Genomic DNA, 6,530 nt, shown 5'->3' with positions numbered 1-6,530 from the left:
AGATACGCGACGACATCCACGAAGCCTTCCTCACCCTCGGATGCGCACTCATCTGCTGGCGACGCCTGAAGTCATTCCGATAGGAGTTCTAAGTCGGGTAGCCGGGTCCCGTTGCCGTGACCCGGCCCCCTCAGAACCGGACGTGCCAGTCATCCCGGCATCCGGCTCAAGCAAGCCACAGAATTCGCCTCGTTCCGCAACCGCTCCCGGAGCCTCTTGCAGGCTGCAGTACTCGGTTTGATGATCAGTTTGCCGCCCGTCCGGCGGACGGTGAAGCCGAGGAAGTCGAACCCCTCTTCGAGGTGGACGACCTTGGTCTTCTCCTCGTTGAGGCGAAGACCTCTCGGTTTCAGCCGGTCCTCCAGCCGGGTCCTGACCTGGCGCACCTGGGCTTCGTCGTGGCAGAGCACTACAAAGTCGTCGGCATAACTCACCAGCACGGGAGTGCCAGGGGACGCGCCGGGCTCCCGCCCGGCTCCCGCCACCCTGTATTGGCACCCTACGGCCTGTTCCAACCCGTGCAGAGCAACATTCATCAGCAGCGGACTGATCACACCGCCTTGAGGAGTCCCCTCCTCCGTCGGTGCAAATCGGCCCCGGTCGACCACTCCCGCTTTGAGTCATCCCCGGATCAGGTCCCTGGCGGGGAACTGGCCGATGGAGGACATCAGATGGTCGTGGTCGATGCGGTCGAACGCCGCCGACAGGTCCGCGTCCAGCACCCACTGACGTTTCGAGGACGTGCCCTTCACCGTCAGGAAGATCGCCATGATCGCGTCCTGGCAGCCGCGGCCGGGCCGGAAGCCGTAGGACCTTGGCTCGAACCGCGCTTCCCACGCGGGCTCCAGCGCGTTCTTCACGCGGGCCTGGAGCACCCGGTCACGGATGACCGGGATGCCGAGCGGGCGCTGTTTCCCGTTGCTCTTCGGGATGAATACGCGCTTGACCGGCCTGGCCTTCCAGGGCTGGGACGCCCGATGGACCTCGGTCGCCAGCTTGACCCTCGCCACTGGGGTGAGGGCTCGCTCCCCTTCGATGCCGGCGGTCTTGCGACCACTGCTCTGCTGCGTCACCCGCTTCACGCTGACCAGCGTGTTGCTTCGGCTCCGCAGCATGAGCTTCTGCAGGTTGCGGACCTTCTTCAGGTCCCCGTCCTGCGCCGCCTTGAAGATCCGCTGCCTCAGTCGCCGTACGTTGTCCTCGCACACGTCCCAGTCGATGCCGTGCCAGTCGAGGGTCTCGTCCTCCGGTCCGTTCACCGCAGTCGCCGAAGGCTCAGCCAAGACCGTGCCCCCCCCCAATTCGCGCCTCCAGTACCTAACTTGTCCTTCGGTTCCGACGTCCTTGCAGTGGTGACTTCAAAGGCTCACCTGATCCACGTGGGCTCCCTGTCGGGCCAGGCCACCAGGGCATGTATCCGGCGAGTAGTGCGGGAACGGGGAAGGTCCCGTTCTCCCGGTTTCCTCTGGCCTTTCGGCCTAACGGCTTTCGCTTCTTGGATCATCCTTATCCCGCCGGGGAGTTCAGCTCTCCTTGCGGTCGGACTACCAGGCTCATCGCCTGGACCTCGACGGGGTTTCCACGTTCCGCACCAGTAAGACGCGGCTGGGGTGGGCGCCCCCTTTGCCCCGGGACCAGCAGTGTCCTCCCCTTGGCATCAGCTTCCTGAGGTCGCTTGCCGCCGTGGCCTGTGACGGGGCCAGCTGACCAGGCCGCGGATACGGGGAATCGTGTTCAGCAGCGGCATAAGCTGGGTGACGTCGTGACGGTTTCCAATGGTCAGCGACACGGCGAGGGGTGTTCCGTGGCGGTCGGTGATCAGGTGGTGCTTGCTGCCAGGCATCGCGCGGTCGACTGGCGAAGGTCCGGTGTGAGCCCCTTCGATGTCCTCCAGCATGGTCGCCGGGCCCGCACGAGGCCCTGACCGGCCTGGGCGAGGCCGACCTCGTCATCGTCGACGGCGCCCTCATGCCCATCGACTGCACCACCGCCGATGGGCCGTACTACTCCATGAAGCGCCGCAAGTACGGTATGAACGTGCAGGCCATCGCCCGACCCGACGACACACCGCTCTGCTTCTCCCAGTCCACGTCCGGCCCCACTCATGGTCTGACTGCGGCCCGCGCCCCTGGCATCGCCCAAGCCGACATCTCCAAGCAGATCCTCGTACTCACGGATCGTGCCCACCAGACCGCCAATGTCACTTTCTCAACTTCCACTACCACCACCGCGAACAGCCCGAGTACTGACCTAAGTTCAACCAGGACCACGCCCGGCTAGGACCCCGCGTGAACGCGCTTTCGATCAGCTCAAGTCCTGGACACTGCTCCGGCGAGTTAGATCCTCCACCCACCGCATCGACATTATCGTTCAGGCAGTCCAAACACTATTGACCTGCAACCACTCAGGATGAAGACGGCTCAGTAGCCAGTGCTCGGTGGCGTCATCTCGGGAAAGGTAGTACGTGTGTCTCACAGCCAGCACAAGCGTGACCGCCTCATCTGCCCACCGGCGATTGCGACGCTGGGGACCGATGACCACCGCCCAGGCAACGAGTGGCTGTCCTCACTGAGAAGGGGGCAAGTTTTCATGATGGGTGACAACCCCGCCCTTCCCTCTTTGCCTGAGAAACCGACTCTCGCCGACTTCTTCCGACGACGGCTCGCCCTTGATTCGTACACCACACGTCACATGATGGAAAGCGCGCGCAAGGCGCGGGAACAAGGTGCGGACGACAAGGTAGTGCTGGCATGCCTGCTTCACGACATCTCGATCGCTGGCCTGCTGCGCAGTCATCACGGTCACTGGGGTGCCCAGATGGTGGAACCCTATGTCGACGAGGAAGTCGCGTGGGCCATCCGTCAGCACGAGGTCCTGCGCTACTTCCCCGACGAGAGCGTGGGATACGGCTACCCGGAGGCGTACCGGGACTTCTTCGGGGCCGAGTACCAGCCGCCGGCCCACACCCGGGCCGCCTACGCGAAGGCCCGCCGCCACCGCTGGTACATGTCGGCCCGCATGGTCACCATCAACGACGTGTACACCTTCGACTCCGAGGTCGACATCGAGTTCGAGGAGTTCGAGGACGTGGTCGGCCGCCACTTTCGCCAGCCTGCCCAGGGTCTGGGGTTCGATGATTCCCATGTAGCCCATATGTGGCGCACCATGATCTGGCCCAACAACTTCCTTTGAATCGACCTGCTCCCTCAATCACCACCGGCCACGGCGGGTCCGTCCACCTGGTTCGCAGCCTGACCCGCCATGTACTCGACACCACGCACCCCGGCACCGGTCTACTGCGGGATCGGGGTGATCGGCGCGGCCGGTTCGATCGACACCTCGATCCTGATCGCGCTCCTCGCCGAGTTCCCCGACACCGCGTTCCTGGCCTGCGACAGGCCCACACGCCTCGGTCACGTCCAGCGCGTGGTCGAGGCAGCCGACGGCCAACAACGAACCCGCGTCACCGCCAACGCCGGTGACGTCCTGCGCGACTGATTCGTGACCGCCTGCGCCATCACCCAGCATCTTGATGTGCGCTCACTCGTGCCAGACACCGACCTGAGCGGCACGTTCTCATCGATGACAGCCAGCCCAGTTGCATCGACCAGGACCGCTGGGCCAAACGCAGCGCCCATCTCCTGTGGCCGGTCGGCGCAACGACTCTCCCCTCGGGACCCCCAATCGTCGCGAGGGTTACTGCTACGGCGCGGATACCGGACTGCTGCACTCGCATGACCTGTGGGGCTGTGAGGCTGAGGCTGCCGTCCTGGCTCTGAGCGGTGACTACCAGGCCGCTCTCACCGGCCCCGTCACGCCCCGGGGGGCCTCACGGATCGGCGCGTTGTGCGACCGGGCCGGCATCCGGGGGGAAACCCGCAATCCTACGTCTGCCCCACATTGCTTGGCCAGCCGGGGCAAGCTGGCGCCTACAACCCGCCCACGAAATCCTCCCGCACCCCGCCAACCATCCCCGAGACTACGGATCAACGGGAACGGCATCCTTGTCCATCCCCGTTGGTCCGAACGACCGCTGGATCCGCCGACTCGGCAACGAAGCCCGCGGCCGGAAACTGGGACGGTCGAGGACTGAGACGCTGCCAGCCTGACCGAGGCGGGTCGCGACAAGGTCAAGGGCTGCCAACAGGGCCTGCCCCGATTCGGTTCGTGCGACGCTCCGCTCTCCCCGATACTTTGCAACGGCATCAGCAAAAAATCATAGGGGGCGTAGGAGGCGTGCTTGCCGCCTTATGCTCCATTTCGGGACCTTATCCCAGCACATGAAGTGCGCCCTCCGCCTCTCTCACCTTGACTGGCCGACAACTGCCGTCCAGAAGACGTCCGTGGGCGTCATCAACACCTCCGCACCGTCGGTCAGGTAAAGGACCTCCAACACCAGGTCTGCGGCGCAGCACAGAAGTCGCCGGCCTTTCGGCCGCTGACTCAATCCGGACGAAGAGCATCGTCAGGGCAAGGACTCCGACCCGCATGAGTGGCGGCCGGATGTATCGGTGGGCATCCTGGAAGGGGTAAGGAAGCGCGAAAGGGACAGTTTCAAGGGCAGCAAGATGTAGGGCCCCACGTGAACGTGGATGCCCCCGTACATTCCCTCCCACTCCAAGTCCATTGGGTTGAACGGCTCGCGCACGGGGCAGAAGTGATCCGGACCAGATCATGGCTACGCGTTTCCGGCTGCGTGTCGGGGACACTCGAGTGCACATCATGCCGGACCCAGCATTCCGGGTTGCAAGATGAGGGCTTGGCCAACCTTTTTCTCTACGACGGGGTCCAACCCATGGAACAGTTGGTCGGTGAGAATCAGCGACGGGCACACCACGATCGCGGCTTGGGATTCGGGCCCGTGCGAACGAGCGCCTCAATCTGCGTCGAGTCGCTCGGCCCCGCGAGCAGCAGATGTCCGACAAGCGTTTGGCGCACGATCTGACACGAATCGCGTCGACGGAATATAGGTTGCAGCGGCCGGTCAATGAGAGACGACAACACTGGAGGAGGAGCAGGGTATGCCAAGAGGCCGTGGATCTGTTGTCGGCAATCGACTGGAGCCCACCCCCGACGAGTGGACCGGATGGGGTGACTGTGCTGCAGGAATCGTGGCGGACTTCGTCAAAGAGTTGGACACGGCTCCCGCTGTCTCGGGGTCTCCGTCCACTGAACTGCTAGCCGAGCTCCGCGATCCCCCCAGGGAGGCGCCCGGTGACATGGGGACTCTGTTGCGGCGATACGTGCAGGCAGCAGGCTATGGAGTGGAAACCGCAAGTCCAGGCAACCTCGCCCATGTGCAGGGAGGCGGGCTAGTCAGCTCCGCGATCGGCGAGTTCTTGAGCCGTGCCACCAACCGCTACACGGCGTTCAGTAAAAGCGCACCCGCGCTGGTAGCGCTGGAGGATGGGATTTTACGCTGGGCATGCGCTCTGTTCCAGCTCCCCCATCAGTCAATGGGCATCATCACCACCGGCGCTTCCATGGCGTCCCTGTCCGCGGTGACGGCAGCACGTGAATTCCACCTCAAGGATGACTACCGCTGTGGCACCGCCTACGTGACCGAACAGACACACCCCGCGATGATCAAGGCCGCCAGGGTTGCCGGGATCTTGCCGGACCGTATCCGCCGTGTCGCCACAACCCGCGACCTACGTATGGATGTCGATGCCGCCGGGCAGGCAGTTCGTCAAGATGTCGCACGCGGCCTGCGACCGTTTCTGCTCATAGGCACGGCGGGAACAACCAACACCGGAACCATCGATCCGCTTGAACCTCTGGCCGCGCTGGCACGCCAACACGGCATGTGGTTCCACGTCGACGCCGCCTACGGCGGCTTCTTCGCTCTGACCCAACGCGGCTGGTCCCTGATGGCCGGAATTGAGCAAGCCGACTCCATCTGCGTAGACCCTCACAAGAGCCTCTTTCTTCCGTTCGGCACGGGTATTCTCCTAGTGCGAGATGCCTGGACACTCCGAGAACCCTTCTCAGTCGAAGCAGATTGCCTGTGCGACGTCCGCCAGGACGATGGGCTAGTCGACTATGCAGACCACGGTCCAGAACTCACCCGAGAATTCCGCGGACTCAGATTGTGGCTACCGCTGCACCTCCATGGGGTCCAGGCTTTCCGCGAAGCTTTGGACGAAAAGCTTGACCTCGCCGCCTACGCGTGTGCGAGGCTGCGCGACATTCCCATGATCGAGGAAGTGTATGCAGCGGAGCTCTCCACAGTGGCGTTCCGCGTCAGAGACACCGATGACGCCGGGCATGCCACGGTCCTTCAACGGATCAACACTCAGGGAAGAATTCAACTGTCTAGCACCAGGGTCCATGACCGCACCGTTCTGCGTCTTTGTGTGATGTCACACCGGACACACCGCAGTCACGTGAACGAAGCGCTCGACCTAATTCGAGCAACTCTGACACATACAGGATTGGCCCCCCGCGTGCCACAGACCCAGAAGGCCAGCGAACAATCGCGAGCAGAAACATCAAGGGAACTGGGGTAGTTCACCATCTCGGAACCCACC

Annotated in this window: 3 protein-coding genes and 3 pseudogenes; 4 read left to right on the top strand and 2 right to left on the bottom strand. The window is 63.7% G+C overall.

Annotated features, from left to right (window positions below):
• Nucleotides 1-176 precede the first annotated feature (176 nt).
• Together ACFWIA_RS33070 and ACFWIA_RS33065 are read right to left on the bottom strand one after the other, a co-directional pair.
• Nucleotides 177-1,283 (bottom strand): annotated as a pseudogene (locus ACFWIA_RS33070) (reverse transcriptase domain-containing protein); the annotation flags it as partial.
• Between the two features lie 398 nt (nucleotides 1,284-1,681).
• A pseudogene (locus ACFWIA_RS33065) lies at nucleotides 1,682-1,879 on the bottom strand (transposase); the annotation flags it as partial.
• A gap of 17 nt (nucleotides 1,880-1,896) precedes the next feature.
• Here ACFWIA_RS33065 and ACFWIA_RS33060 point away from each other — a divergent pair.
• The 4 genes and pseudogenes from ACFWIA_RS33060 to ACFWIA_RS33045 all read left to right on the top strand — a co-directional run.
• Nucleotides 1,897-2,413, top strand: a pseudogene (locus ACFWIA_RS33060) (transposase family protein); the annotation flags it as partial.
• A gap of 53 nt (nucleotides 2,414-2,466) precedes the next feature.
• Nucleotides 2,467-3,192: an HD domain-containing protein gene (locus tag ACFWIA_RS33055; RefSeq protein ID WP_387010954.1), complete on the top strand. Its 726-nt coding sequence runs from the start codon at nucleotides 2,467-2,469 to the stop codon at nucleotides 3,190-3,192.
• A 69-nt stretch (nucleotides 3,193-3,261) separates the two neighbouring features.
• Nucleotides 3,262-3,498, top strand: coding sequence for a hypothetical protein (locus tag ACFWIA_RS33050; RefSeq protein WP_387010953.1), 237 nt, complete (start codon nucleotides 3,262-3,264; stop codon nucleotides 3,496-3,498).
• Between the two features lie 1,721 nt (nucleotides 3,499-5,219).
• The gene (locus tag ACFWIA_RS33045; protein ID WP_387010952.1) at nucleotides 5,220-6,509 is read left to right on the top strand and encodes a pyridoxal phosphate-dependent decarboxylase family protein; all 1,290 of its coding nucleotides are present in this window, start codon (nucleotides 5,220-5,222) and stop codon (nucleotides 6,507-6,509) included.
• Nucleotides 6,510-6,530 lie beyond the last annotated feature (21 nt).

The organism is Streptomyces sp. NPDC127068 (assembly GCF_042724695.1).
Taxonomy (GTDB): Bacteria; Actinomycetota; Actinomycetes; order Streptomycetales; family Streptomycetaceae; genus Streptomyces.
This window is presented reverse-complemented; position numbering and strand designations above follow the sequence as displayed.